The organism is Bradyrhizobium sp. 482_C4_N1_8 (assembly GCF_052075965.1).
Taxonomy (GTDB): Bacteria; Pseudomonadota; Alphaproteobacteria; order Rhizobiales; family Xanthobacteraceae; genus Bradyrhizobium; species Bradyrhizobium barranii.
Genome location: NZ_CP197231.1, coordinates 75724 through 102138, shown reverse-complemented (window position 1 = coordinate 102138; position 26415 = coordinate 75724). Strand labels below are relative to the sequence as shown.

Below are 26415 nucleotides of genomic sequence, written 5' to 3'. Positions count from 1 at the left end.
CCAGCCCCGTCTTTGTCCGGCTGCCTGCGGGCGATGATACCGATGCGATGGCTAACAGGCGGTAAATCGGGCCGCGAATCAGGCTTGGGGCTGCTCTTGAGGCTGCTCTTCGGACGGCTCTTGGGACGCCCCCCGGGGCGGCGGGACGTTGGCGAGATACCAGTCGCGCAGGCGAGCCAGCGCGGGATGTGCCAGCGAGCGCTGGAGGTAGGTCCAGATCCGCGGCTGGTGGCGAAGATAATGCGGCTTACCGTCGCGGCGGTTGAGGCGGGCGAAGGTGCCGAGCAGGCGCGTGTTCCGCTGCGCCGACATGATGGCGTAGAGTTCGGCGAAGCCGGCCGGATCGAAGCTCGCATCGGCCGTGCGCCGCGCCTTGATGTAGCGCGACAGCAGTGTCAGCTCGAGGGTCTCAGGGACGTCGATACGCGCGTCCTGCAGCAGCGACACTACGTCATAGGAGTGCGGCCCGAGCACGGTGTCTTGGAAGTCGATCACGCCGACGCGCGCCATGCCAGTACGATCGGCGAGCCAGATCAGATTGGGCGAGTGGTAGTCGCGGATGATCCAGGTTCTTGGCGCGGCCAGCGGCTTCTTCAGCAGCTCGCGCCACATCGCGAAGAATTCCGCGCGCTTCTCGTCGCTCAGTGGCGCGTTGCGATCGGGCAGATACCATTCCGGCATCAACCCGATCTCGATCAGCAGCGCCTCGGTGTCGAAGGCAGGAATGGTGTAGGTCTGATCCGCCAGCCGCAGCGTCTCCGGCAATGTCTTGCCGTGCAGCACGGCCAGCACGTCGGTCGCAGCTTCGTAACGTTCGGCGATCGGGCGCGGCGGATCGCCTTCGATCACGCCGTCGCTGCCGAAATCCTCGGAGATCAGGAAGCCGTGGTCGAGATCGTAATGGTGGATCGCGGGCGCTGAGACTCCCGCCACGCGCAGGCCTTCGTCGACGGCAACGAACGGCTTGATGTTCTCGGCAAGATGCACTGCCGCGCTGTAGGATTTTCCGTTGTACATCGCAGCGCCGTCGGGCCGCTGCGGAAAGTTCATGAGGATGACGATCTCGTCGTTACGCTGCAGCCGCGCATAGGAGCGGGTCGAGGCATCGCCGGCCATGTGCTTGCGCGTTGCATCCATGTAGCCGGATGCCTCGAGGAATTCCCGTAGCGCCTTCAGCCGCGCGACTTGCGCGGCGGCCTTGCCGTAACCGGTGATGTCGGCGGCGCGCGCATTCGAGCCCAGCGCCGGCCGGTGCGTCAGCGCGATGTCGATGCGGTCTTGCGGCATCGCCGACGGTGCGCGCTCCGGCCATTCGATCAGGACGAGCGTGGCATCGGGAAGCGGCGACAGGCCGATCTCCTCGAGCTCGCTCTCGTCCTCGACGCGGTAGAGATCGGCATGCATCACCGGAAACGGCGGCAGCTCGTAACCCTGCACCAGCGTGAAGGTTGGGCTCGGAACTTCCAGCGTCTCGTCGCCGGCGAGATAGCGGATCATGGCTCGCGCAGCCGCAGTCTTGCCGGCGCCGAGATCGCCGGTGAGGGTGATGACGTCGCCGGGGCCGACCAGCAGCGCAAGGTCGGCCATCAATTGCGCAGTGGCCGTCTCGTTGACAAGCGCGACGGAGAATGTGGTCGGTTCAGTCATTCGGCGGCGTCGCGATGCGCCGCCTGGTCGGTCGGGAAGTCGCAGATCACGACCGTGCCCCTGCCCACGATCGAATCCACCCGCACCTTGCCGCCATGCAGCTCGACGAAGGAGCGCACCAGCGACAGGCCGAGCCCGGCGCCGCGGTGACGCGACCCCTGCGAGCGGCTTTCGAACCAGTTGAACACCTTGTCCTTCATGTCGGCAGGTATTCCAGGCCCGGAATCTGTCACAGTGAAGACCACGCTGCGTTCGGTGCGGCGTGCGCTGATGCCGACGGTGGAATCCTGTGGAGAAAACCCGACGGCGTTGGCGAGGAGGTTATAGAGCACCTGCACCACGCGCTTCTCGTCGCCGACGAAGCTGCCGATATCGGGCGCGATCTCGACCTTGAGACGGATGCGGTCGGTGGCGAGGCGGTCCTGGATGCCCTCGGCGGCGAGCTCGATGGCCTTGCTGACGTCGACCGGGCCGAGTTCCAGCTTCATGGCGCCGGCGTCGATCGTGGCGAGATCCAGGATGTTGTTGGTCAGCGCCAGCAGGGCGTTGGTCGATTTGGTGACGTAGTCGAGATATTCGGCCTGTTTCGGCGTCAGCGGCCCGGTCGAGGGATCGCTGAGGAAATGCGCGAAGCCGATGATGGTGGTGAGCGGCGAGCGCAGCTCGTAGGAGACGTGGTGGACGAAATCCACCTTCATCTGGTCGGCGGCCTCCAGCGCCTCGTTGCGCTCGCGCAGCGCACGCTCGACATTCTCGGTGTCGGTGATGTCCTGGAACGTCAGCATGGTCGCGCCGTCATGCAGCGGACGGATCATGCCGTCGAGCACGCTGCCGTCCTTGCGCTCCAGCTTCAGCGGCACGTCGGCGCGGCTCTCGATCGAGGTGACGGCCTCGCGGATCTGGCGCCAGACTTGCGGGTCGTCGAACAGCTGATGGCACCAGCCTTCGACCGTCTGGATGTGCGGCTCGTCGCGCATGGCGTCGCTCGACAGCTTCCACATCCGGACGAAGGCCGGGTTGAACAGCTGCGCCCTGCCGTTGCTGCCGAACACCGCGACGCCCTCGGCGAGGCTGTCCAGCGTCTCGCGCTGGACGCGAATCATGCCGTCGAAGCGGCGGGCGAGCTCGAGGCTTTCGGTGACGTCGTCGAACAGATAGGTGACGCCGCCTTCCGGATTCGGGGTGGTGACGACGGAGAGCGCGCGGCCATCGGGCAGGTACCAGGTGTCCTTGGCGGCCTCGACCGCGCGATAGGCCTCGTGCAGCTTGGCCTTCCAGGCGCGGAAGTCCGGCTGCTCCGGCAGCTTGCGCGCTGCGCGGAGCTGGTCGAGCACGCTGGAATCGTCGGGATTGGCGTCGAGGAAGATGCGGTCGAGGTCCCACAGCCGGCGGTAGGAATCGTTGTAGAAGGCGAGCCGGCGCTGGCCGTCGAACACGGCAACGCCCGAGGAGAGCTGGTCGAGCGTGCGCCGATGCGCCTCCGCCATCCGCACCAGCGCCGAGCTCAGCGCATCCGCCTCGCTGGCATCGATGGCGACGCCGACATTGCCGCTGCCGACATTGACCGCGCGGACGTCGTAGATGCGCCGCTCACCGCCGATCACGATCGGCAGCCGCGAGGTGAAACTGGCCGCGTCCTTCAGGCCCCGCTCCATCGCGGTCCGGTCGGCACTGTCGAGCAGCTCGAGCTTGCGCTGCTGGGCGTCGGTGACGCTGCTTGCCTCGGTCGCGCGCACATAGGCCGGATTGGCGTAGCTCAGCGCGCCGTTCTCGGCCTTGGCCCAGATCGGCCAGGGCGCGGCGGCGGCAAAGCCGCGCAGCATCTCGGTCTCGTCGGCGAGGGCCTTGTAACGCAAATTGGTCTCGGCCAGATCGCGCCGGAGTCCGGAGAGTTCGCGAATCCTGACAATGGCCTGGCCGCCGATGGCACGGCCGATGGCCTCCAGCGTGTGGCCGTGCGCGGTGGTCAGCGTCAGCTGGAACCCGTCGCCGCGATCACGCAGCGCATCGACCGCGTGATCCATTTGGAGCGCGGGCTCCGGCGGCAGCCATGTTCCGAACGCGAGGACGCGCTGGGGGGAGGAATCGCGCGGCAGCACCATGGAGATGTCGCCGGAAATCTGCGCGCGATTGTCGCCGGCCGGCCAGGAGATCAGGATCTGCGGCTCGGCGAACAGCAACGCGCCGAAGCGATCGGACTGGAGTTGCAGTTCCCCGATCCGCGCGCGCAGCCGCGCCTCGTTGTTCGCCGTGCGCACGCGCGTGCGCATCAACAGGATCGCGGCCACGACCGAGAAGCCGAGCAGCGCGAGCGCGGTGGCCAGCACCGCGAGTTCCTGCCGGTTGAAGTCCAGCATTATGGAAAGTGTGTCGACGAGGTCGGCAGCCTCAGCCGGCGCAGCCGGCAGCAGCGCCGCGAGAGCGCCTCCCAACAAGCCGTTGCGCGCCAACGATGTGCACGACAGCAGCGTCCGACGCATCGACACGATCACGCCTGACATAGTTGCCCCAGATCGCACGAATTTGCGCGCGGCGACCCCCGTCGCGCGCGAATCAAACGACAATACCCCCACCGTGACTCCAGCGGTAAGAGTCCAGATCGTGAACGCAAAGGCGGTCCCACAAAAATGCCGGGCGCGCGGTTCCAATCCACGTCGTTCTTCGGGATGATTCGGCTGGAGTTGCCGTGTGTTAGCGGCCGGTCGAGCCGAAGCCGCCGGCGCCGCGATTGGTCGCGGACAATGTCGCCACGGGAACCAGCGCTGCCTGCACCACCGGCGCGATCACCATCTGCGCGATGCGCTCGCCGCGCTTGACCACGAAGGGCGCCGCGCCGTGGTTGATCAGGATCACCTTGATCTCGCCGCGATAGTCCGCATCGATCGTGCCGGGCGAGTTCAACACGGTGACGCCGTGCTTGGCCGCAAGGCCCGAGCGCGGCCGCACCTGCGCCTCGTGGCCGGGCGGCAGCGCGATCGCGAGGCCCGTCGGCACCAGCGCATATTGGCCGGGGGCGAGCGTCATCGGCTCGCTGTCGGGAACTGCGGCCATCAGGTCGAGGCCGGCGGCTTCGGAGGTCTGATAGGCCGGCAGCGGAAGGCCTTCGGCGTGGGCCAGTTGCTGCAGTTCGACCGTGACTTTCGTGCTCAAGATGCCGGCTCCCGGGATTTGTCGGTCACGCTCTTGACGACATGCGCGACCAGCTCGATGGCGACCTGTTCCTTGGTCATCACCGGCCAGGAATCAACTGCGATCTCGCCGTCCTCCTCACCATTCTTGCGACTGATCAGATGCACGGTGTTGCGGTCGCCGCCCATCACGCCGGTGGCCGGCGAGACGTCGTTGGCGACGATCCAGTCGCAGCCCTTGCGGGCCAGCTTGGACTTGGCGTTGTCGATGAGGTGCTCGGTCTCGGCGGCAAAGCCGATCACCAGCGGCGGGCGCCGGTCGGTCAGCTTCGAGATCGTGGCGAGGATGTCGGGATTCTCGACCAGCTGAAGCGGCGGCATGCCGGCCGAGGTCTTCTTCAGCTTCTGCTCGCCCTCACTGGCAACCCGCCAGTCCGCGACCGCGGCCGCGAAGATCGCGATGTCGGCGGGAAGCGCCGCCTGCACCTGCTCCAGCATCTGCCGCGCCGATTCCACGCGCTTCACCGTCACGCCCGGGGGATCGCCGAGATCGACCGGGCCGCTGACCAAAATCACCTCGGCACCCGCAGCTTGCGCGGCGGCGGCGATGGCAAAGCCCTGCTTGCCGGAGGAGCGGTTGGCGATGTAGCGCACCGGGTCGATCGGCTCGTGGGTGGGACCTGCGGTGATCAGCACGCGCTTGCCGGCGAGCGGGCGCGGCACCGGCGGCCGCAGCAGGCGCTCGGCGGCGGTGGCGATCTCGATCGCCTCGGACATGCGGCCGATTCCGGCTTCGCCCGCCTCGGCCATCTCGCCTGAATTCGGGCCGATCAGCACCATGCCGTCACGCTGAAGCTGCGTGACGTTGCGGCGGGTCGCGGCATTGTTCCACATCAGCGGATTCATCGCCGGCGCCAGCAGCACCTTGCGGTTGGTTGCGAGCAGGATGGCGCTGGCGAGATCATCGGCGTGGCCATTGGCCATCTTCGCCAGGAGATCGGCGGTCGCGGGCGCGACGACGATCAGGTCGCACTCGCGCGCCAGGCGAATGTGCCCGGCGTCGAACTCGCTCTGCGGGTCGAACAGGTCGGTGTAGACGCGTTCATGCGACAGCGCGCTCACGGCCAGCGGCGTGACGAATTGCTGAGCCGCCTTGGTCAGGACGCAACGGACCTCGATCCGGCGCTCCTTGAGCCGGCGGATCAGGTCGAGCGACTTATAGGCCGCGATGCCACCGCCGATGATCAGGGTGACGCTGGCCTCGGGAAGGGCGCCGGTCCGTTGCGGCGTGGGGGCGGTAGATTGGGCCGGCGGCAGCGCAAACGGCGTCAGCGGCTCCTCGCGGCCCTCGATCAGCTCCCCGAGGATGACCCGGACCTCTTCCTCGACCGACCTGCGGTTCCTGGCCGAGCGCAGGCGCAAATAGGTTTTGACGCCCTCGTCGAGCTTGCGGATGGTCAGGCTTGCCATGACGCCCCTCCAGCACGGAATGATAGCGATGCTATCGTTTTCGTGATTGCAGTGCAATCACAGATTCCGAACGGCGATCAGGATTCCGATGAAGGTGGCGGCGATGATCCAGAGCGCCACGGTGCGCCAGCGATTCTTGCGGCCTTCGCTGCGGCCCATCGCGGCGATGCTCTCCGGCGACAGCCGGATGCCTTCCCGCGTCATGGTCTCGAGCTGCTCGAGCACCGCGACCGAGCGCTGCGCGATGTCGGGCAGGCGCATCAGCACGCGGGCGAGGTCGCTGCCGCCGGAGAGCGCGCCCTGCACGCGGCCGATCGGGCCGAGATTGCGCTCGATCCATTCGCGCACCACGGGGTCGGCGACCTTCCAGATGTCGAGCTTGGGATCGAAGGCGCGCGCCACGCCCTCGACCACCACCATGGTCTTCTGCAGCAGGATCAGCTCGGGCCGCGTCGTCATGTCGAACAGGCCGGTTACCTCGAGCAGCAGCGTCAGCAGCCGCGCCATCGAGATCTCTTCCGCCGTGCGGTTGTGAATGGGCTCACCGATGGCGCGGATCGCTTGCGCGAAATTCTCGACCGAGTGATGCGCCGGCACATAGCCCGCCTCGAAATGCACCTCGGCGACGCGGCGATAATCGCGCGTGATGAAGCCGAGCAGGATCTCGGCGAGGAAGCGCCGCTCCTTCATCCCGAGCCGGCCCATGATGCCGAAATCGACCGCGACCAGACGGCCGGCGTCATCGAGGAACAGATTGCCCGGATGCATGTCGGCGTGGAAGAAGCCGTCGCGGAGCGCGTGGCGCAGAAAACTCTGGATCACCTTGCGGCCGAGATCGGGCAGGTCGACCTGCGCCTCTGCAAGGCGCTTGTGATCGTTCAGCGCGATGCCGTCGATCCACTCCATCGTCAGCACGTTGTGCGTGGTGCGGTCCCAATCGACGGTTGGCACGCGAAAATCAGGATCGTCGCCCGTGTTCTCCGCCATCTCCGACATTGCAGCCGCTTCCAGCCGCAGGTCCATCTCCATCGCGACCGAGCGCGACATGGTGTTGATGACTTCGATCAGGCGCAAACGCCGCGCCTCGCTCGAATAGGTCTCGGCCTTGTGCGCGACGTAGAAGAAATCGGAGAGGTCGCGGCGGAATCGCGAGGCCACGTTCGGCCGCAGCACCTTCACCGCGACAGGCTTGCGGACACCGTCGCGCGACACCTCGCCGCGATGCACCTGCGCGATCGAGGCGGCGGCGACCGGCGGGCCGAGGCTCGTGAACACGTCCTTGAGCGCACGCTCCAGCGAGCTCGCGATCGCGGCTTCCGCTTCGGCTTGCGAAAACGGCGGCAAGCGATCCTGGAGGCTTTCCAGATCACGCGCCATGACGACGCCGACGACGTCGGGACGCGTGGCCAGAAACTGCCCGAGCTTGAGATAGGCTGGGCCCATCCGGGTCAGCGCGCGCGTCAGCCGTGGTCCGTGCTTTGGACCGCGCCGTTCGACGAGGCGCGCAAGCTTCAGCGCGAGTTGCCCTGGCGGCGGCACCAGGGTCGGATCGACGGAACCGAACACGCCCTCGCGCGCAAACACGAACGCGGCGCGGATCAGGCGCGAAATGTGGGTAATGGAAGAAATCACAAACGCCAGCCCGAATGCAGTGCGACGATGCCGCCGGACAATGTCTGCCAGCCGACGCGGGCGAAGCCGGCGTCGCGGATCATGTCGGCGAAGGCGTTGGGTTTCGGAAACTTGCGGATCGATTCGACGAGATACTGGTAGGACTCGGCGTCGCCCGTGACCATGCGGCCGAGCGGCGGGATCACCTTGAACGAGAACAGGTCATAGATCCGGTCGAGCCCGGGCATCTCGACGGTGGAGAATTCCAGGCACAGGAAGCGGCTGCCGGGCTTCAGCACGCGATAGGCCTCGCGCAGCGCCAGGTCGATCCGCGGCACATTGCGAATGCCGAAAGCGATCGTATATGCGTCAAAGCTGCGGTCGGCGAAGGCGAGCGCTTCGGCATTGCCCTCGACGAAATCGACCTGGGTCTCGAGATGCCGCTTCGCGGCGCGCTCGCGGCCCACGGCCAGCATCTCGGCGTTGATGTCGCAGACCGTGGCATGGAAGCCGGGACCTGCCGCCTTGGCAGCGCGGAACGAGATGTCGCCGGTGCCGCCGGCAACATCGAGCAGCGCGAACGGCCGGTCACCCCTCGGCGGGTTGAGCGCGTTGATCATGATGTCCTTCCAGACCCGGTGCAGGCCACCGGACATCAGGTCGTTCATCAAGTCATAGCGCGACGCCACGCTGTGAAACACATCGTTCACCAGCGTCTGCTTGTCCCCCAGGGGAACGTCCCTGAAGCCAAAATGCGTGGTTTCGCCCGGCCGATCCATTACTCTACTCCACTGGGCGGACCATAGCGCGGCCGCCGCAATGGCGCTATCACACCGCCCTCATAAGGTGAATGCCTGACCATGCCTGAATTGCCCGAAGTCGAGACCGTCCGCCGCGGCCTTCAGCCCGTCATGGAGGGTGCGAAAATCCTCGTCGCGGAGGCCCGCAGGCCGGATCTGCGCTTTCCGTTCCAGCCCGATTTCGTGGCCCGGCTCCAGGGGCAGGTCGTCACGGGGCTTGGCCGCCGTGCAAAATATCTCATGGCCGATCTCGCCTCCGGCGACGTGCTGCTGATGCATCTGGGCATGTCGGGCTCGTTCCGCGTCATCAAGCCGGACAACGAGGCCGCGCCGGGCGAGTTTCACTACCCACGGGCTAAGGACTCCACGCACGACCACGTGCTGTTTCGGATGTCCTCCGGCGCCGACATCGTGTTCAACGACCCGCGCCGCTTCGGTTACATGAAAGTCATCGCGCGCAACGCGCTTGAAGACGAGCCACTGCTGCGCGATCTCGGTCCCGAGCCGCTCGGCAACGAATTCGACGCCGCGATGCTGGCGCGGTCGTGCGAGGGCAAGACGACGAGCCTGAAAGCCGCGCTGCTCGACCAGCGCGTGGTCGCCGGGCTCGGCAACATCTATGTCTGCGAAGCGCTGCATCGCTCGCATCTGTCACCGCGCCGCATTGCTGCGACGCTCGCGACCAAGGGTCGCAAGGGTGTTGGCGGCGGCGAGCCGACCGATCACGCGAAGCGGTTGGTGATTGCCATTCACACCGTGCTGAACGACGCGATCAAGGCCGGCGGCTCCAGCTTGCGCGACCATCGCCAGACCTCGGGCGAACTCGGCTATTTCCAGCACTCCTTCAAGGTCTATGACCGCGAGGGCGAGACCTGCAAGACGCCAGGGTGCGGCGGCACCGTGAAGCGATTCACCCAGAACGGGCGCTCCACCTTCTGGTGTCAGAAATGTCAGAAGTGAAGATCGGGCCTGCCGCCGATAGGCCGTGAGTCTCGGCGAAGGCGACGACCCCACCACGCCGTCATTGCGAGCGCAGCGAAGCAATCCGGCCGGGCTGGTGGCCGGATTGCTTCATCGCTTGGACTCTTCAACCGGATAAGTGAAGAGGCCGCCTGTCGTCCGAGCGATCGCCCCGCTCAGGACGCCAGTGTCGTGGTCTCGTCCGCCGCGTGTTTGGCGGCGACGCGCAGCATCCCGTCCGCGACCGAGATGACCTGGTCGATCAGGACATTGGTCGTGGCTTCGAGCTCGAGACGGGTCTCGATCCAGCGCCAGAGGCCGCGGATCTCGTCCGCCGACTTGCCGTTCGGCGCGAATTCGCTGACGGCGAGGCCGCTCGCGAGCGAGTCCTGGTGGTCGTTGCGCATCACAATCAGCGGGCGCGCGAGCACCTCGGCGAGATCGAGCGCGGCTTCCTCGGCGAGCGTGTTGGCGGCGTTGTCGATGCGCTGGCCGCGGATTGGCGCCTGGTTCAGCACGAAGCCGTAGGGCCGCTTCCAAGCGCGCGCGACGCTCAGCGTCGAGACGGTCGCCTCGATGTCGGCAACGCTCGGGCGAGCCGGAATCAGGCAGAGGTCGGAATGGCGGATCGCGGCGGTGGTCGCGGCGCTGAGGCCGGCCGCGGTGTCGACGATCGCGAGCTGCAAGCCGCTGTCGGCCAGCATCTTCAGGCGCGGCGCGATGTCGGCGGCGTGATAGATCGGCTCGACGACGAGATCGTCAGCGTGGCGGCGACGCAGCCAGTTGGACAGGGTACCCTGCGGGTCGGTTTCGATCAGGCGGACGGTGAAGCCGGCCTGCTTGGCCGCCGGCGCGAGGCCGATGGCAAGCGTGCTCTTGCCACTGCCACCCTTTTGGGTGGCCAGTACGATCGTGTGCATGGAAAGTTGAATCCTTTGGAATGCTTGGGTCTGTGGGGTAACGCCACGCGAACGTGCATCGCTTCTCGATGCTGAGCTCTACTCGCTCAGGACGTGCCCTGCCCGATCCAAAGGGGACCGCGGATGTCCGAATCAACGCTAACGATGATGGCAGAATCGGGAATGCCAGCTAATCCGTACCAATACTGGACCCGTCATCGCGCGTATGATGTGCTTGCCGCCGTGAATAAAAGGGGCAGGCGGCATGGGCGGAAACTGGCGCGACCGGACGGCAACGATCTTTGAATGCGAGAAGATGCCGGCGGTCTCGAGCCGCGGCATGGTGGTCAGCAACCATCCGCTGGCCTCCAGCGCCGGCGCCGAGATGCTGGCCGCGGGCGGCAACGCCATCGACGCCGCGATCGCGACCCTGTTCACGCTGACCGTGGTCGAGCCGATGATGGTCGGCATCATCGGCGGCGGCATGGCGCATATACGTCTGGCTGACGGCAGCCACCGTTTCATCGACGGGCAGAGCACTGTGCCCGCGGCGGTACGTGACACCAGCTATACCTCCGCGCCAGGCGCGGCGCATGACGTGTTCGACACCGTCGGCAACGAGAACCTCAACGGCCCGAAGGCGGTCGCCACGCCGGGCTCGCTGAAAGCCTGGTGCGAGACGCTGCGCCGCTTCGGCACCATGAGCCTCGCGGACGTCATGCAGCCCGCGATCAAGCATGCCGCGCGCGGCTATGCGGCGACGCCGTATTTGCACGAATGCATCAGCGAGAGCGCTGCCGAGATGCGCAAGGACAAGCCAATTGCGGCGATCTATTTGCCTGATGGCGAGCCGCTCAAGGTCGGCGAACGCGTGGTGCAGGCCGAATATGCCGAGACGCTCCGCACCATCGCCGACCACGGCGAGACCGCGCTCTACGAGGGGCCGCTTGGTGACATCCTCGTCGACTACATGGAGAAGGCCGGCGGCTTCATCCGCCGCAACGATCTGACCGGCTACAAGACCGTCGAACGGCAACCGATCCGCGCCGACTATCGCGGCTGGACCATCCTTGGCCCGCCGCCGCCCGCGGCCTCCGGCGTGCACATCGCGCAGATGCTGAACATTCTGGAGGGTTATGACATCGGAGGCCTCGGCTTCGGCACGCCGGAGACGATCCACTATCTCGCCGAAGTCCTGAAGATCGCCTTTGCCGATCGCGCCGCGGCCAGCGGCGATCCGGATTATGTCGGCGTCCCCGTGGAGCGGCTGACGTCGAAGGCCTATGCCGAGGAACGCCGCCGCGCCATCGATCCGGCGCGGGCCCAGGCCTGGGGCGCCGGCGTCTCGCAGCTCGAAGGCGCGCACACCACGCACATGACAGCGGCAGACGCGTTCGGCAACGTCGTCGCGACCACGCAGACCATCAACAATCTCTTTGGCGCCAAGATCATGATTCCGGGCCTGGGCGCCATCGCCAACAACTACATGAACCTGTTCGATCCGCGTCCCGGCCACGCGCTGTCGCTGGCGCCGGGCAAGCGCGTCACCACCTCGATGTCGCCGATGATGGCGCTGCGCGACGGCAAGCTGCGCTATGCGCTCGGCCTGCCCGGGGGAAAACGTATCTTCCCCAGCGCGATGCAGGCGCTGGTCAATCTGATCGACCACGGCATGAGCCTGCAGGAAGCGGTCGAGGCGCCGCGCATCTGGACCGAAGGTAACGCGCTCGAAGTCGAGCAGAAGGTGCCGGAGGCCGTGCGCGCGAAGCTTGCGGGCCTCGGCCACAAGGTGCAGCCCGTTGCGACGGTGGCGGGCGGCATGAATGGCATTGCCTTCCACGACGACGGCACCATGACCGGCGCCGCCTGCTGGCGCGCGGACGGCACGCCGGTCGGGATCTCTGGAGGGCTTGCGCGGAGCGGTGTCAGGTTCAGGTTGAGCTGACCGCGCATTCACAAGGACGGTGCGCTCGTACCTCTTGTGCAACTGACGTCGTCCAATCGCCGGCAGGTGTCGCGACCGCAAATCCAGCGGTTCGCGGTTTTCGAACCTCCGCGGTATTTTTCGGTGCGAGGCAGATGTCGCCTATGCGGCCCGATCCGCGCAGATGACGGCACAAGTTCGGCAATGTAGGGTGCGGAACACTGGCGGCAGGCTCGTCGATCAGCGTCTGAGTAAGGCTGTGCGTATGGGCGGCGATATAAGCGGCGACTTCCTGGCCGGCGGCGGCGAGATGGGCGCTTTGACGCGAGCGTTTGACTGGTCGAGCACATCCGTGGGCTCTCCGGACACTTGGCCCCAAAGTCTTCGAGTTACAGTGCGGCTCGTTCTCACCTCGCGGCACCCGATGTTCATTTGGTGGGGACCAGAACTCATCCAGTTCTACAACGATGCATACCGGGAGACGATGGGGCCGGAAAGGCACCCAAGCGCTTTGGGCGCGCGCGGCCGTGAGTGTTGGGCCGAGATCTGGGACATCATTGGTCCCCAGATCGAGTACGTCATGTCGGGCAAGGGGGCGACCTGGAATGAGGACCAGCTGGTACCGGTGACTCGTCACGGGCGCCGCGAGGACGTTTGGTGGACGTACAGCTTTGGTCCAATTGATCTTGAAGGCAAGGTGGGCGGCGTGCTTGTCGTCTGCAGGGATGTCACGTCCGAGCATATGGCAAGGGAAGCGCTGAACCTCATCAATGAGGAGCTGAAGCACCGCGTCAAGAACACGCTCGCAGTGTTGAGCGCGGTAGCTGCCCAGACATTTCGTGACCCGACGAGCAAAGCCGATCTCGAAAAGTACCAGGCACGGCTCGGCGCGTTTGGACGAGCGCAGGATCTGCTGACCGCATCAAATTGGGCGGCCGCGCCACTCCACGATGTGATCGGCACTGCTCTTGCACCTTATCGGACAGGCGAAGGCCGCTTCATCGTCTCGGGTCCTCCACTCGTCGTGAAATCTCGACAAGCGCTGGCTCTGTCATTGGCGCTCCACGAGCTCGCGACCAACGCTTCGAAGTACGGCGCTCTGACCGTAGCGGGAGGCTGCGTATCGATTACATGGTCAACCGAGGCTCAGGATGGCGAGTCAAAATTTGTCTTTGTCTGGCAGGAGATTGGCGGTCCGTCCGTATCGAAACCCGTCGGCACAGGCTTTGGCTCCAGGCTGATTTCCCGGGTGCTGAAGGACGATTTCAGCGGTTCCGTTGACGTTTCGTATGGCGCAGCCGGGCTTACATGCAGGCTGACCGCGCCCCTCGAAAATCTGGGACCTTCGCCAAAGAGCACGTGAGACCGTGTAGGAGCTGCGTGGCTCAACGGAGAGGGCATTGCGTTCCGCACCGCGTCCGGGACACGAGAGAAGTGTTATTCTCTCTCGCCTACTTCCGCACGCAGATCACGCGGACGACGGCCGCCTTCGCATCCGTCGACGTGCCGTTCGCCGTGACATCGTTCGCCTTCAGGAAATTACGCACCGCTTCTGCAGACACCATCACCGCCTGCGACGCCGGCACCGATGTCGCGGGCCCCGCGACCATCGCCGGCTTCAACAGCGCGACGCCGGCGAACTTGCCGTCGCCGTCGATGGCCGGGCTGCCCGAGAAGCCGACCGCCGGTGGAGGCGACAGCGCGGAATCGCTTGCTGTGACCGGCGCCAGCGCGCCCTTGAGGCTCGATACGCCCGCAGCTCCGCCCTGGCTCTGCGGATCGGCAATGCCGATGACATCGACGCTCGTCTTCGCTGTGCCACCGGTGAGGCTGAGCGGCTTCAGGCCGCGCGCGCCGTAGATGTGCAGGAGCGCGAGATCGTGCTCCTTGTCCTCGGCGAGACGGTCGGCGCTGCCATAGCCGGCAATCGTGATCGCGAGACAGCTATCGGTGACGAGGCGGTCGGTGACAATCGCACCATCGTCGCTGACGACGACGCCGGTGCCGTATTCGACGGTCTTGCGCGGCGGCGGCCCGGCCTGCGGGCCCGTCGGAAACGCATTGAACGCGCTCGACATCGCGATCACGACCGGCTCGACGGTGTTCTCGGTCGCCTGGTCGTAGAGGATCGTCATGGTGCGGACTTCGTCGCCCTTAAAGGTGCCTCGCACGTAGAATTTCTTGAGGCCCTGCAATCCCGACAGCACGAAGAAGTCGGGCTTCACCACGGTGTAGTCGACCTTGCGCCCCGACGGCTCCTTCTCCAGCTCGGCGAGTTTCGCCGTGGTCGGGTTCGCTTCCTTGCGGCGGCTCAGCAGCACCTGCACCGTGCCGGTCGGCGAAGTCCATTTCGAGCCGTTGGCGTCGGTCGCCTGCTGCGGCACCAATTTGCCGGGGATGCCGAGCCGGGCGCCGCTGGTCGGCTCCATCACGATTTTCCAGCCGACGCTCTCCTGCTTGCGCCGCGCGGTCTCGGCGAGCGCAGCGCGCTCCTGCGGATTGAGCACGCCGGTCGGCTTGCCACCCTTGGCCTTCTGATATTCCTTGATCGCCTCGACCATGCGCGCGCTGACGTCGCCGGTGATGGCGCCGTTATATTGGCCGACCCAGGCGAGGTCGGACTGGAGCGACAGCCGTTCCGCCTGCGCCATCGCATCGGCCGTCGCCGACGGCGTCTGCAGTGCGGGAGGCCGGATCGGCACGGTCTGGACCGGCTTCGGCTTGGTGCCGGGGATCTCTGGCGTCGTCATCTGGGCGCTAGCGCCTGTGGCAGCCGCGAACATCAGTGTTGCCGCAAGCATCGATCTCATGACAAATCCAGCCAGCCCATTGAACGTGCTACCATTGAAGCACATCTCGTTGGTCGCGAACAATGTTGGGGTGGTTCAGGCAAAGAGCTGAGCCACACACCCAGGTCCTCATCCTGAGGAGCGGTCGAAGGCCGCGTCTCGAAGGATGGCTGCAGGCGAGATCGAGGCCTTCATGGTTCGAGACGGCGCTTTGCGCCTCCTCACCATGAGGGTTTGAGAGAACGAAGGACGACGATGCTGAGCCCGGACGAACTGGAACGCTATGCCCGCCATATCGTGCTGCGCGATGTCGGCGGGCCGGGTCAGGCCGCGCTGAAGCGGGCCTCCGTGCTGGTGATCGGCGCCGGCGGGCTCGGCGCGCCCGCGCTGATGTATCTGGCGGCCGCCGGCGTCGGCACGCTCGGCGTGGTCGATGACGACGTGGTCTCGCTGTCAAACCTCCAGCGCCAGGTGATCCATACGACGCCCGATATCGGCCGGCACAAGGTCGAGAGCGCGGCCGAGCGGATCTCCGCGCTCAATCCGCATGTCCGCTTCGTCGGCCACGCCACCTGGCTCAATGCCGACAATGCGCTGAGCATGATCGGAGACTACGATCTCGTGCTCGACGGCTCCGACAATTTCTCGACGCGTTATCTGGTCTCGGACGCCTGCTTCTTCGCGAAGCGGCCGCTGATCACGGCGGCGCTCGGTACCTTCGACGGCTCGCTCACCACCATCCGCGCGCATGAGAAGAACGAGCAGGGCGTGTTCAATCCGACCTATCGCTGCCTGTTTCCGGAAGCGCCGCCGCCCGGCACGGTGCCTGCCTGCGCCGAGGCCGGCGTCATGGGCGCGCTTGCTGGCGTGATGGGCTCGATGATGGCGCTGGAGGCGATCCGCGAGATCGTCGGCTTCGGCGACGGCCTCGTCGGCCGCCTCCTGATGATCGACGCGCGCGCGATGCGCTTCGAGACGCTGCGCTACGCGCGCGATCCGGCCAATCCGCTCAACGGCGATGGGCCTGTGATCACCGATCTCAGCGCCCATCGCACCTGATCGCCGCCGCTACCGCGTGGCCGGCTTCTCGCTGTCGAGATGCGCCATCTGCTCGGCCGCGTAGCGCGTGCCGGAAGCGACGTCGGGCGGAAATGCTTTTGCAAGCGCCGCGAGATGAGCCGGCGTCAGCGTTACCTTCGCCGCGCCGAGCGCTTCGGTGAGACGGTTGCGCGTGCGTGCGCCGACCAGCGGCACGATCTCCTTGCCTTGAGCCGCCACCCAGGCGATTGCGACCTGCGCCGGCGTTGCGCCGATCTCTGCGGCGATCGCCCGCAGGGATTCCACCAGCGCGAGATTGGCGTCGAGATTTGCGCCCTGGAAGCGCGGCGTCATCAGCCGGTAATCCCTGCCGGTCTTGCCGGAGTCCTTCGACCAATGGCCGCTGATCAGGCCGCGCGCCAGCACGCCGTAAGCGGTGATGCCGATGCCGAGTTCGCGGCAGGTCTTGAGGATGCCGCGTTCGATGCCGCGCTCAATCAACGAATATTCGATCTGGAGATCGGCAATCGGATGCATGGCGTGCGCGCGGCGGATGGTGTCGGAGCCGACCTCGGACAGGCCGATATGCCTGATGTAGCCGGCCTTCACGAGATCGGCGAGGCCGCCGATGGTCTCTTCGATCGGGACGTTGGGATCGAGACGCGCGGGACGGTAGACGTCGATGTAGTCGGTGCCGAGGCGTTGGAGCGAATAGGCGAGGAAGTTTTTGGTCGCGGCCGGCCTTGTGTCCATGCCGGAGAATTCGCCGGCGGGACCGCGCAGCGCGCCGAACTTCACGCTGATCTGCACTTTTTCGCGCGACACATCCTTCAGGGCCTCGCGCACCAGCATTTCATTGTGGCCCATGGCGTAGAAATCGCCGGTGTCGAGCAGCGTGATGCCGGCATCGAGCGCCGCATGGACCGTGGCGATGCTTTCGCCGCGGTCGGCGGGGCCATAGACCTCCGACATGCCCATGCAGCCGAGACCAAGGGCGGAGACGGTCGGACCGGTTGAACCGAGTTTGCGCTGTTCCATGATGGCTCTCCTCAAAAGGCGGCAGGCTGATCGCGCCGCGTGACGAGGCCAGATATGCGCCTGACCGATTAGGCCGATAAGCTGGACAATCCAGAATAGCTTGTTCATCATAGCGAACAATGACCGAGCCCGATCTGCGTGATCTCGACGTCTTCGTGGCGGTTGCCCGCACCCGCAATTTCCGGCGTGCGGCGGTCGAAATTCGCGTGTCGGTGTCGAGCCTTAGCCAGCGGCTGCGGGATCTGGAGGAGCGCCTTGGCGTCCGCCTGATGAACCGCACCACCCGCAGCGTCGCGCTGACCGAGGCGGGCGAGCTGCTGTTGTCCCGCATCGCTCCGGCGCTGCGCGATGTCGGCGATGCCCTGGATCAGGTCCGCGGCTTGCGCGAGGTGGCCTCGGGCCGCCTGCGCATCAACGCGCCGCCGCCGGCGGTGGACCTCGTGCTGGCGCCGATGGTCGGGCCGTTTCTCGCGACCTACCCGCAGGTCGATCTCGACATCGTTTCCGAAAGCGGCTTCGTCGACATCGTCAGCGCGGGCTACGATGCCGGCGTGCGTTATGGCGAGCACCTCGCGCAGGACATGGTGGCGATCCCGCTGAGCGGTCCGCAGACCTATGTCGTCGTCGCATCGCCTGCGTACATCGCGCGCCGCGGCACGCCGAAGCATCCGAAGGATCTGCTCGACCATGACTGCATCCGCGCCCGCTACTCGAGCGGCGTCATGCATGATCTGGAGTTCGAGAAGGCTGGCCAGATCGTGAAGGTCGATCCGCCCGCAAAGCTGATCTCGACCAACATGGGCCTTGCCATGCGCGCTGCGCTCGACGGCGCCGGTATCTGGGCGACGCTCGATGGCTACGTCCATGACGCGGTGAGGTCCGGCGCGCTGGTCAGCTTGATGGAAGATTGGTGCGAGCCGTTTCCGGGCCCGTTCCTGTACTATCCGAGCCGGCGCCAGACGCCGCCCGCGCTACGCGCGTTCATCGATTTCGTCGCGGATTGGCGCAAGCGCGAAACGCGCGGCAAATAAACCTCAGAGCATGCTCGGCAGTACGCGGTCCGGCGGCTTGTGCGCGTCGAGGAAGGTGCGGATGTTGATGATCACCTTCTCGCCCATCTCGACGCGGCCCTCGATCGTGGCCGAGCCCATATGCGGCAGCAGCGTCACCTTGCCGGCCTTGGCGAGCCGCACCAGCTTTGGATTGACCGCGGGCTCGTGCTCGTAGACGTCGAGGCCCGCGCCGCCGATCTCGCCGCCCTCGATCAGCTTGATCAGCGTGTCCTCGTCGGTCACCTCGCCGCGCGCGGTGTTGACGATGTAGGCGTCCTTGCGGATCAGCTTCAGCCGCCGCGCCGACAGCAGATGATAGGTCGCCGGCGTGTGCGGACAGTTCACCGAGATGATGTCCATCCGCGCCAGCATCTGGTCGAGGCTTTCCCAATAGGTAGCCCCTAACTCTTCGGCGATCTTCGGGGCCACGGGGCGACGGTTGTGATAGTGGATCTGGAGGCCGAAGGCGCGGGCACGGCGCGCGACCGCCTGGCCGATGCGGCCCATGCCGATGATGCCGAGACGCTTGCCGCCGATGCGGTGGCCGAGCATCCAGGTCGGCGACCAGCCGGGCCAGGGCTTTCCTTCGGTCAGGATCGAGGCGCCTTCGATCATCCGGCGCGGCACCGCCAGGATCAGCGCCATGGTCATGTCGGCGGTGTCTTCGGTCAGAACTTTTGGTGTGTTGGTGACGGTGATGCCGCGGGCATGCGCGGCCTCGACGTCGATGTTGTCGACGCCGTTGCCGAAATTGGCGATCAGGCGGAGCTTGCAGTCGGGCTGGTTGACGATGTCGGCGGTGATGTGGTCGGTGACGGTCGGAACCAGCACGTCGGCGGTGCGCGCGGCCTCGGCGATCTGCTCGGCCGACATCGGTGTGTCCTCGAGATTGATCCGCGCGTCGAACAGCTCGCGCATCCGGGTCTCGATCGAGTCCGGCAGCTTGCGCGTCACCACCACGAGGGGCTTTTTCTTCACCGACATGTCATGCCCTCATGAGGCGCCGCAAGCCGCCTCTGTTACCAAAGGCCGGCCGTTGAGGCCTCATTAACCCGGTTGTTCGACACTGCCTTTGCCGTGTCGTCCCCGGCGCTTCCTTCAAGCTCTCCCGACATTTCCGGCTGGAAAATCGGGGCAAACTGGTTGTTCAAGTGTCCGTCCTCTCTAGCAGAAGGCCGGGCCAAGACAAGAACCACGGGTTAAGGCTTCGGGAACACTGGCGAGGGGCTTGCGCGGCAGGTTCGGAATTTAGGGTGAGGGCCCGGCGCGGCGGGGCCCTCGACAGGAGACGGGTTGATGGCGTTGGGGCGTTTTTGTTCGGTGATGGCGCTCGTTTGCACCTGGTTGAGCGCCTCGGTCAGCCCCTCCCATTCGGCGAAGGACAGCACCCCCCAGACCGCGAGCGGCCTGCCGGTGCCGCGTTATGTCAGCCTCAAATCGGACCACGTGAACGTCCGCGCCGGCCCGACCAAGGACAATGACGTCGCCTGGGTCTACACCCGCGCCGGCCTGCCGGTCGAAATCACCGCCGAGTTCGAGAACTGGCGCCGGGTGCGCGATTCCGAAGGCGCCGAGGGCTGGGTCTATCATTCGCTGCTGTCGGGCCGCCGCACCGCGGTCGTCACCATGAAACACAAGGACGAGCTCGCGCCGATCTACGACCGGGCCGATCCTGACAGCGCGGTTGCGGCCAAGCTCCAGGCCGGCGTCGTCACGCAGGTCAAGAAGTGCACTGCAAACTGGTGTCGCGTCACCGGCAACGGCTTTGACGGCTGGATCCAGCAGGAGCGCCTCTGGGGCGTCTATTCGGACGAGCAGGTCAACTGACGCCGTAGGCGTCATCCCGGGGCGATGCGCAAGCATCGAACCCGGGATCTCGAGATTCCGGGCCTGGTCCTTCGGACCATTCAGGAATGACCGTGCAAATAGCAATGGCCGGGACAAGCCCGGCCATGACGATCAACTCAACAATGTTGGATATTCAGCGCTTCTTGCGCAGGCGCACGACCATGTCGATGCGCGCGATCTCGTAACCCTCGGGCACCTCCGGCATCTTGGACAGTGCCAGATGCGGATCCTCGATATCGACCAGCTCGTGGCTGTTCTCGAGGTAATAATGGTGGTGGGTGGTGACGTTGGTGTCGAAATAGGTCTTGGTGCCGTCGACGCTGACCTGGCGCAGCAGGCCGGCATCGGTCAGCTGGTTCAGCGTGTTGTAGACGGTCGCGAGCGACACCGGCACCTTGGCCAGCGTCGCCTCCTCATAGAGCATTTCAGCCGTGAGGTGGCGAGCACCCTTGCCGAACAGGAGCCAGCCGAGCGCCATGCGCTGGCGCGTCGGACGAAGCCCCGCGGACTGGAGCATTTCGTTGACGTCGTGCCACGGGCAGCCGGTCAAGGCCGGCTGGCGGCCGGACAGGAGGGCGGCGGAATGGACGTCGTCGTCGTGATGGGGCGCGGGATTCTCGCTCATTTCCAGATTTCGGGCACGCGTGGACACTGCATCTATATGCAATATATGGACAGATAGATGCAGATGCAAGTTTCTCGCAACTAGAGAGGTTCTAATGAGAAATGGAACCGGGCGAGCAGGTGGTCACTTTACCTTCATGAGATCGCTTTGCCACCCGAAATGCCTGTGTTAGAGAGCCCGCGGTTCCGCTTGGCCGATTATGGCGCAGCCGGGCATTGAGGCCCGGCCCGCAGTCCATCCTGGCTCGTGGCAGTCGCGCCTGATGACGGGAATTGGCGCGGCTTTCCGAACGAAACGGGGCCCATTTTCGCCAGAAACGCCGCTCAATCGGGATTTGAACAGAGGCTTCCGCATGCTGAACAGGCGCAACGGCTACGAATACGAAGATCTGCTGGCATGTGGCCGCGGCGAAATGTTCGGCCCGGGTAATGCCCAGCTGCCGCTGCCGCCGATGCTCATGTTCGACCGCATCGCGGAAATCAACGACAATGGCGGCGAGTTCGGCAAGGGAATGGTGCGGGCCGAGCTCGACGTGAAGCCCGACCTCTGGTTCTTCGGCTGCCACTTCAAGAACGACCCGGTCATGCCCGGCTGCCTCGGCCTCGATGCGCTGTGGCAGATGGTCGGCTTTTATTTGGGCTGGAGCGGCGGTGAAGGGCGTGGCCGCGCGCTTGGCCTGAACGAGCTGAAGTTCAGCGGCCAGGTGCTGCCCGAGGCCCGTAAGGTTGTGTACAACATCGATATCAAGCGCGTGATGCGTTCAAAGCTGGTGCTCGGCATCGCCGACGGATGGCTTTCGGTCGATGACCAGATTATCTATCGCGCGAAGGATCTGAAGGTCGGCCTGTTCAAGCAGGGCGTGAGCCTGGGCTGAGCGCATCACCAAGAAAGACAATGATTTAGGCGAGGCTGTCATGAGGCGGGTTGTGGTCACCGGGATGGGTATCGTCTCGTCCATCGGAAACAACACCCAGGAAGTGCTTGCGAGCCTTCACGAGGCGAAGTCAGGCATTACGCGGGCTGAAAAATATGCCGAACTCGGCTTCCGTTCGCAGGTGCAAGGTGCGCCGACGATCGATCCCGCGACGGTTGTCGACCGGCGTGCGATGCGCTTCCTCGGCCAGGGCGCGGGGTGGAATCACATCGCGATGGAGCAGGCGATCCAGGACTCCGGTCTGTCGCCCGAAGAAATCTCCAACATCCGCACCGGCATCATCATGGGTTCCGGCGGCCCGTCGGCCCGCACTATCGTCGAATCCGCCGACATCACCCGCACCAAGGGGCCGAAGCGCGTCGGACCGTTTGCCGTGCCGAAGGCGATGTCGTCCACGGCCTCCGCGACGCTCGCGACGTGGTTCAAGATCAAGGGCGTGAACTATTCGATCTCCTCGGCCTGCGCGACGTCGAACCATTGCGTCGGCAACGCCTATGAGACGATCCAGATCGGCAAGCAGGACATCATTTTCGCCGGCGGCTGCGAGGAGCTGGACTGGTCCCTCTCGGTGCTGTTCGACGCCATGGGCGCGATGTCGTCGAAGTACAACGATACGCCCGCCACCGCCTCGCGTCCCTATGACGTCAACCGCGACGGCTTCGTGATTGCCGGCGGCGCCGGCGTGCTGGTGCTGGAAGAGCTCGAACATGCCAAGGCGCGCGGCGCGCGCATTTACGGCGAGATCGTCGGCTACGGCGCGACGTCGGACGGTTACGATATGGTCGCGCCCTCCGGTGAAGGCGCCGAGCGCTGCATGCGCATGGCGATGTCGACGGTGAAGACCAAGGTCGACTACATCAATCCGCACGCGACCTCGACGCCAGCAGGCGATCCGCCGGAGATCGACGCGCTCCGCAGGGTGTTCGGTGCCGGCGAGAAGTGCCCGCCGATCTCGGCGACCAAGGCGCTGACCGGCCATTCGCTCGGTGCGACCGGTGTGCAGGAGGCGATCTACTCGCTGCTCATGATGAACAACGGCTTCATCTGCGAGAGCGCTCACATCCAGGAGCTCGATCCCGTGTTCGCCGACATGCCGATCGTGCGCAAGCGCATCGACAACGTCAAGATCGGCACCGTGCTGTCGAACTCCTTCGGCTTCGGCGGCACCAACGCCACGCTGGTGTTCAGCCGGCTGGATGTGTGAGCCCAGCACTCTGTCATGCTCCGCGAAAGCGGGGCATCCAGTACGCCGCGGCATCTCGGCCTATAACTGCTGTCTCTGGAATACTGGATCGCCCGCCTGCGCGGGCGATGACGTCGGAATGATGGGAGCCGCTGGGCAATGGAAGGACTGATGAAAGGCAAGCGCGGTCTGATCATGGGCATCGCCAATGATCATTCGATCGCCTGGGGCATGGCGAAGGCGCTGCATGCCCACGGTGCCGAGCTTGCCTTCACCTTCCAGGGCGAGGCACTGGGCAAGCGCGTCAAGCCGTTGGCGGAGCAGCTCGGCGTGGAATTGGTGCTGCCTTGCGACGTCGAGGACATTGCCAGCGTTGATGCGACCTTCGCCGTGCTGCGCGAGAAATGGGGCAAGCTCGATTTCGTCATCCACGCCATCGGCTTTGCCGACAAGAACGAGCTGAAGGGCCGCTACGCCGACACCAGCCGCGAGAACTTTTCGCGCACCATGGTGATCTCCTGCTTCTCGTTCACGGAGGTGGCAAAGCGTGCCGCCGAGCTGATGACGGAGGGCGGCAGCATGATCACGCTGACCTTCGGCGCCTCGGAGCGCGCGATGCCGAACTACAACGTGATGGGCGTCGCCAAGGCGGCGCTGGAGGCCTCCGTGCGCTACCTCGCCTCCGATTTCGGACCGCGCGGCATCCGCGTCAACGCCATCTCCGCAGGCCCCATCCGTACGCTCGCCGGCTCGGGCATCGGCGAGGCGCGTGCGATGTTCGGCTTCATGCAAAAACATTCGCCGCTCCGCCGCGGCGTCACGCTCGACGAGCTCGGCGGCTCGGCGCTGTATCTGTTGTCGGATCTCTCCGGCGGCGTGACCGGCGAGATCCACTATGTCGATTCCGGCTACAACATCGTCCTGATGCCAAGGCCGGACGATCTGAAGGCGTCAGAGTGATTTCGTAGGGTGGGCAAAGGCGCAGAGCGCCGTGCCCACCATCTCTCCATGACCGCAGAAAGACGTGGTGGGCACGCTCCGCTTTGCCCACCCTACGAGAGTTGGTTTATCCCGCGGCGATCTGCTCTGCACGCTGGAACGCCGGCCGCGCCATGCAGCGCGCGAGATAGGCATCGAACGCCGGGCGGGACGGCACCATCTTGAACAGGCGCACCGCAAAATTCAGGCCGGAGCCGACCGTGATGTCGGCGGCGGAAAATTCCTCGCCGAGGATCCACGGTCCCTTCGCGAGCGCAGCTTCCAGCACGTCGAACACCTGCGTGGCGCTGCCCCAGGCCGCCGTCGAGGTCGGGATCTCGATCTTGGTGAAGATCTGGATGATGGCAGGCTCGATGCAGCCAGGCGAAAAGAACAGCCATTGCAAATAGCGCGCACGACGCGGATCGGTTACCGCGGGCGCGAGCTTCGCTTCGGGATAGCGGTCGGCGATGTAGGCGCAGATCGCGGCGGCCTCGCCGAGCGCGGCATCGCCGTCGGCGAGCGCCGGCACCTTGCCCATCGGATTGACCTTGAGGAAATCCGGCGCCTTCTGCGCGCCGGTCGAGATGTCGGTCAGCACGCGCTCATAGGGCAGGCCGCTCTCTTCCATCAGCCAGAGCGTCGTGAACGAGCGCGAGCGGGGTGACCAATAGAGCTTGATCATGGCGAGAACTTTCCATTGGCGTAACGGCGGGCGAGGGCAGATTCATTGCGTGTTTGCGCCCGATGCGCAACGCACTATGCCTAGATGGATGCGCCGTTCTGCGAGCGATATCTTGGTCAACGTGACGGCGACGGACGTTGCAGCAGGGCCGGCAGCGTCTTGTCGAGACTCTTCGTCAGCATCGTGCGTACCCCGTCGCGCAGCACCGGGTTGTTGACTGCGTCCGCCGGCTTCTCCGGAAACATCGCGCGATCCAGCTCGCTTGACGGACCGCCGAGCGGATTGTGCAGCAAGCGCTCTACATACGTGTCCTCGGTCATCAAGGCGGGTGCCTCCTTGATCAACGCGAAGGTGGTACCGTCATAGACCCGGATGTACATCATCGCGAAGAGATGGACTGGCCCACCGTAAGGGTATTGTGAGATACCGATGCCGGATTCCCGATGCGTTCCGTGATTCCGGTGGACGACGATGTAGCGCTCACACCGCAGTTTGGGCGCGAGGAAGCGAACGAAGTTTCCGATGTCGGTCGCTGCGCTGTAAAAAAACGGATGCTGCTTTTCGCGACCACCGGACTTGAGCTCTTCGACGGTGTAGGGGATTCTCTTCACGGAACTGCCGGCCGCAGCGGCGCGAACGCGCGAGACGACGAGGTCGTCGAGTGCCCACGCCGCAATCGAGACCCGCGCACGTTTGTCCATGAACGTGAAAGGCCCAAACTTCTCGACCACGAATAGGTCACCGCCGACCGGTATCACGCCGATTTGGCACGGGCCGCTTTCAACCGGTCCGCTTGGCTTGACGCCTGCCGGTTTCCTGATCGCGGGCTTGACCACTTCCGGCTTTGGCGCCGGTTGCACCTGCCCGCCTGTCGGCGACAGCAGCGCGTATGATACCAATGCGCCGGCAAGCAGATTCATCGTCGTACGCCAACGCGCCTTATTGCGCGAAATACGGCGGCAAGATCTTGTCCAGCCGTTTGGTCAGAAAGTCGCGGGTGGTGTCGCGCAGGGCGGTGTTGTTGGCGGAGTCCGCGGCCGTCTCCGGAAACATGGACTTGTCCACCTTCTGCAAAAGCTCGTTCGAAACGAAGTTGTCAGCCATATGCTTCATGACACCTTCGAACGTTACGGCGGGGCCTTTCATGATTTCGAAGGTGCGGCCGTCGACCCACGTCACGCCGATATAGGAGAAGACATATGCATATGAGATGAGACCGACACCCCGGCTGAAGATGCCGACGCCGCTGAGCGACTGATTGGTCCCGTCAAGCTGTCCTTCGCTGCGCATGACGACGAGATAGCGTTCGCAACCAGCAGTGGCGCGACCTGCCGGATCAGGTTCGACAGCTCCTCGCGCTGATTGCGAAACAGGCCGGATTTGGGGTGGTAGCAGGAATCGAGTGCACCCTTGGCATAAGTGATCCGTCGCACCGGCGTGTTGCCTGCTGCGGCCCGCACCCGCGCAAAGACAAGATCGTCAAGGCCCCAGGATACCGGGACTTCGGCATAGTCGTTGCCGAACACGGTCAAACCGATCTTCTGGACGACGAAGATGTCCCCGGTCCCCGCAATCACGCCGGCGCCGCAAGGACCGGCAGTCGCCGACTCCGCAGGCTTCGGCGTCGCCTTCGCCGTCGCTTTCTTGGCTGTCGGCTTTGCCGATGGTGCGGTCTGAGCGGCGGGAGCGGTGGTTGCGGGAGGGGTTTGCGCTGCTGCCGAAGTCAGGAAGGACAGCAGGATGAGCACCGGGGCAGCAAGTCGAAACATGGATTCCAAGGATCAGAGGCGGGAGGTCATCGGACGC

Annotated in this window: 24 protein-coding genes; 9 read left to right on the top strand and 15 right to left on the bottom strand. The window is 65.2% G+C overall.

Annotation, left to right across the window (positions count from 1 at the left end):
• Positions 1–78 precede the first annotated feature (78 nt).
• From tsaE to ubiE, 6 genes are all read right to left on the bottom strand, one after another.
• Positions 79–1647: a tRNA (adenosine(37)-N6)-threonylcarbamoyltransferase complex ATPase subunit type 1 TsaE gene (gene tsaE / locus AB7Z56_RS00435; RefSeq protein ID WP_063980161.1), complete on the bottom strand. Its 1569-nt coding sequence runs from the start codon at positions 1645–1647 to the stop codon at positions 79–81.
• On the bottom strand, positions 1644–4148 hold the full coding sequence (locus AB7Z56_RS00430; protein ID WP_063980160.1) for a sensor histidine kinase: 2505 nt from the start codon (positions 4146–4148) through the stop codon (positions 1644–1646). The genes tsaE and AB7Z56_RS00430 overlap by 4 nt, the downstream gene beginning before the upstream one ends.
• Before the next feature lie 190 nt (positions 4149–4338).
• Positions 4339–4797, bottom strand: a complete 459-nt coding sequence (dut, locus tag AB7Z56_RS00425; RefSeq protein WP_063980159.1) for a dUTP diphosphatase — start codon at positions 4795–4797, stop codon at positions 4339–4341.
• On the bottom strand, positions 4794–6245 hold the full coding sequence (coaBC, locus tag AB7Z56_RS00420; RefSeq protein WP_063980158.1) for a bifunctional phosphopantothenoylcysteine decarboxylase/phosphopantothenate--cysteine ligase CoaBC: 1452 nt from the start codon (positions 6243–6245) through the stop codon (positions 4794–4796). Before coaBC ends, dut begins: the two co-directional genes overlap by 4 nt.
• A gap of 57 nt (positions 6246–6302) precedes the next feature.
• The gene (ubiB, locus tag AB7Z56_RS00415) at positions 6303–7877 is read right to left on the bottom strand and encodes a 2-polyprenylphenol 6-hydroxylase (RefSeq protein WP_063980157.1); all 1575 of its coding nucleotides are present in this window, start codon (positions 7875–7877) and stop codon (positions 6303–6305) included.
• Positions 7874–8635, bottom strand: coding sequence for a bifunctional demethylmenaquinone methyltransferase/2-methoxy-6-polyprenyl-1,4-benzoquinol methylase UbiE (ubiE, locus tag AB7Z56_RS00410; protein ID WP_014490941.1), 762 nt, complete (start codon positions 8633–8635; stop codon positions 7874–7876). The genes ubiB and ubiE overlap by 4 nt, the downstream gene beginning before the upstream one ends.
• Before the next feature lie 81 nt (positions 8636–8716).
• Between ubiE and mutM the strand changes: the two genes are divergently transcribed.
• A complete protein-coding gene (mutM, locus tag AB7Z56_RS00405) occupies positions 8717–9616 on the top strand; it encodes a bifunctional DNA-formamidopyrimidine glycosylase/DNA-(apurinic or apyrimidinic site) lyase (RefSeq protein WP_283017891.1) in 900 nt (299 codons plus the stop codon).
• Between the two features lie 176 nt (positions 9617–9792).
• Here the strand turns inward: mutM and AB7Z56_RS00400 are convergent, their stop codons facing one another.
• Positions 9793–10536 carry a nucleotide-binding protein gene (locus tag AB7Z56_RS00400; protein WP_441256135.1) on the bottom strand — a complete coding sequence of 248 codons (744 nt, stop codon included), beginning with the start codon at positions 10534–10536 and terminating at the stop codon, positions 9793–9795.
• 244 nt (positions 10537–10780) lie between these two features.
• On the opposite strand from AB7Z56_RS00400, the gene ggt reads away from it, so the two are divergent.
• Both ggt and AB7Z56_RS00390 read left to right on the top strand, forming a co-directional pair.
• Positions 10781–12460 (top strand): gamma-glutamyltransferase, encoded by a 1680-nt coding sequence (gene ggt / locus AB7Z56_RS00395; RefSeq protein ID WP_063980154.1) that lies wholly within the window; start codon positions 10781–10783, stop codon positions 12458–12460.
• Positions 12461–12704: 244 nt separating this feature from the next.
• Complete coding sequence (locus tag AB7Z56_RS00390) at positions 12705–13802, top strand: sensor histidine kinase (protein WP_063980153.1); 1098 nt, start codon at positions 12705–12707, stop codon at positions 13800–13802.
• An 88-nt stretch (positions 13803–13890) separates the two neighbouring features.
• Here the strand turns inward: AB7Z56_RS00390 and AB7Z56_RS00385 are convergent, their stop codons facing one another.
• Complete coding sequence (locus AB7Z56_RS00385) at positions 13891–15249, bottom strand: serine protease (RefSeq protein ID WP_063985959.1); 1359 nt, start codon at positions 15247–15249, stop codon at positions 13891–13893.
• A gap of 234 nt (positions 15250–15483) precedes the next feature.
• Between AB7Z56_RS00385 and AB7Z56_RS00380 the strand changes: the two genes are divergently transcribed.
• A complete protein-coding gene (locus AB7Z56_RS00380; protein ID WP_039155124.1) occupies positions 15484–16287 on the top strand; it encodes a HesA/MoeB/ThiF family protein in 804 nt (267 codons plus the stop codon).
• A 9-nt stretch (positions 16288–16296) separates the two neighbouring features.
• Here the strand turns inward: AB7Z56_RS00380 and AB7Z56_RS00375 are convergent, their stop codons facing one another.
• Positions 16297–17304, bottom strand: a complete 1008-nt coding sequence (locus AB7Z56_RS00375) for an aldo/keto reductase (protein WP_063980152.1) — start codon at positions 17302–17304, stop codon at positions 16297–16299.
• Between the two features lie 119 nt (positions 17305–17423).
• Between AB7Z56_RS00375 and AB7Z56_RS00370 the strand changes: the two genes are divergently transcribed.
• Complete coding sequence (locus AB7Z56_RS00370; protein ID WP_063980151.1) at positions 17424–18335, top strand: LysR family transcriptional regulator; 912 nt, start codon at positions 17424–17426, stop codon at positions 18333–18335.
• A 3-nt stretch (positions 18336–18338) separates the two neighbouring features.
• Here the strand turns inward: AB7Z56_RS00370 and AB7Z56_RS00365 are convergent, their stop codons facing one another.
• Positions 18339–19340, bottom strand: coding sequence for a 2-hydroxyacid dehydrogenase (locus AB7Z56_RS00365; RefSeq protein WP_028149823.1), 1002 nt, complete (start codon positions 19338–19340; stop codon positions 18339–18341).
• A gap of 312 nt (positions 19341–19652) precedes the next feature.
• Here AB7Z56_RS00365 and AB7Z56_RS00360 point away from each other — a divergent pair, with 312 nt between their 5' ends.
• Positions 19653–20183 (top strand): SH3 domain-containing protein, encoded by a 531-nt coding sequence (locus AB7Z56_RS00360; protein WP_039155120.1) that lies wholly within the window; start codon positions 19653–19655, stop codon positions 20181–20183.
• Positions 20184–20337: 154 nt separating this feature from the next.
• Here the strand turns inward: AB7Z56_RS00360 and irrA are convergent, their stop codons facing one another.
• On the bottom strand, positions 20338–20829 hold the full coding sequence (irrA, locus tag AB7Z56_RS00355) for an iron response transcriptional regulator IrrA (protein ID WP_063980150.1): 492 nt from the start codon (positions 20827–20829) through the stop codon (positions 20338–20340).
• 352 nt (positions 20830–21181) lie between these two features.
• On the opposite strand from irrA, the gene fabA reads away from it, so the two are divergent.
• The 3 genes from fabA to fabI all read left to right on the top strand — a co-directional run bounded on the left by fabA (position 21182) and on the right by fabI (position 23906).
• Entirely contained in the window at positions 21182–21703 is a 522-nt protein-coding gene (gene fabA / locus AB7Z56_RS00350; protein WP_063980149.1) for a bifunctional 3-hydroxydecanoyl-ACP dehydratase/trans-2-decenoyl-ACP isomerase, read from the top strand.
• Positions 21704–21743: 40 nt separating this feature from the next.
• The gene (gene fabB / locus AB7Z56_RS00345) at positions 21744–22967 is read left to right on the top strand and encodes a beta-ketoacyl-ACP synthase I (protein ID WP_063980148.1); all 1224 of its coding nucleotides are present in this window, start codon (positions 21744–21746) and stop codon (positions 22965–22967) included.
• 138 nt (positions 22968–23105) lie between these two features.
• Positions 23106–23906 (top strand): enoyl-ACP reductase FabI, encoded by an 801-nt coding sequence (gene fabI / locus AB7Z56_RS00340; RefSeq protein ID WP_231143732.1) that lies wholly within the window; start codon positions 23106–23108, stop codon positions 23904–23906.
• A gap of 106 nt (positions 23907–24012) precedes the next feature.
• Here fabI and AB7Z56_RS00335 read toward each other — a convergent pair whose 3' ends face one another.
• The 4 genes from AB7Z56_RS00335 to AB7Z56_RS00320 all read right to left on the bottom strand — a co-directional run bounded on the left by AB7Z56_RS00335 (position 24013) and on the right by AB7Z56_RS00320 (position 26357).
• Positions 24013–24609, bottom strand: a complete 597-nt coding sequence (locus AB7Z56_RS00335) for a glutathione S-transferase family protein (protein WP_063980146.1) — start codon at positions 24607–24609, stop codon at positions 24013–24015.
• A 116-nt stretch (positions 24610–24725) separates the two neighbouring features.
• On the bottom strand, positions 24726–25529 hold the full coding sequence (locus AB7Z56_RS00330) for a hypothetical protein (protein WP_063980145.1): 804 nt from the start codon (positions 25527–25529) through the stop codon (positions 24726–24728).
• A gap of 19 nt (positions 25530–25548) precedes the next feature.
• Positions 25549–25788, bottom strand: coding sequence for a hypothetical protein (locus AB7Z56_RS00325; protein ID WP_245328512.1), 240 nt, complete (start codon positions 25786–25788; stop codon positions 25549–25551).
• Positions 25785–26357 carry a hypothetical protein gene (locus AB7Z56_RS00320; RefSeq protein WP_245328511.1) on the bottom strand — a complete coding sequence of 191 codons (573 nt, stop codon included), beginning with the start codon at positions 26355–26357 and terminating at the stop codon, positions 25785–25787. Before AB7Z56_RS00320 ends, AB7Z56_RS00325 begins: the two co-directional genes overlap by 4 nt.
• Positions 26358–26415 lie beyond the last annotated feature (58 nt).